Origin of the sequence: Acinetobacter sp. WC-743 (assembly GCF_000335555.1) — a bacterium.
GTDB classification, from domain to species: Bacteria; Pseudomonadota; Gammaproteobacteria; order Pseudomonadales; family Moraxellaceae; genus Acinetobacter; species Acinetobacter bereziniae.
Window position 1 is genome coordinate 1 of sequence record NZ_AMFQ01000116.1, and the last position, 405, is coordinate 405.

General features: G+C 50.1%; 1 protein-coding gene. It reads right to left on the reverse strand.

Annotation, left to right across the window (positions count from 1 at the left end; translation table 11 throughout):
- A partial coding sequence (locus ACINWC743_RS17755; RefSeq protein ID WP_009586413.1) for a phage baseplate assembly protein V occupies positions 1 to 405 on the reverse strand: 405 nt, incomplete at both ends.

The following is a 405-nucleotide window of genomic DNA, read 5'->3' on the forward strand; positions in this document are numbered from 1 at the left end:
GACTGCGTTGCGCTTCATGGATTCGACCCACCACGAATGGTCTGTCAATGTTGCCATCAAAGAAGTCGATGACAACAATCTCCCCAATCCTTGGTAAGAAACGTGCCCCATAACCTTCGCCTGCCCATGGTGTCAAGACATCAACCCAAGCTGAGTCGGTATCATTGTCATTCGAGCCTGCACCACCATCGTGACTGTGGTCTTCATTACGGGTAAAGAGGAAGCGAACCTTGATACGTCCCCATTCATCTACATGGATTTCTTCTCCACTCGGACCAACCACTTTGGCGCGTTGTGGATACGCCACTGGACGGTGTTTGAGTGGGTTGTATTCTGGCGCTGTACTGATGTTTCTGCGTTGTAAGATCAGCTGATTGGCTTGGCGTTCTTCACTGTTGTTTGTGG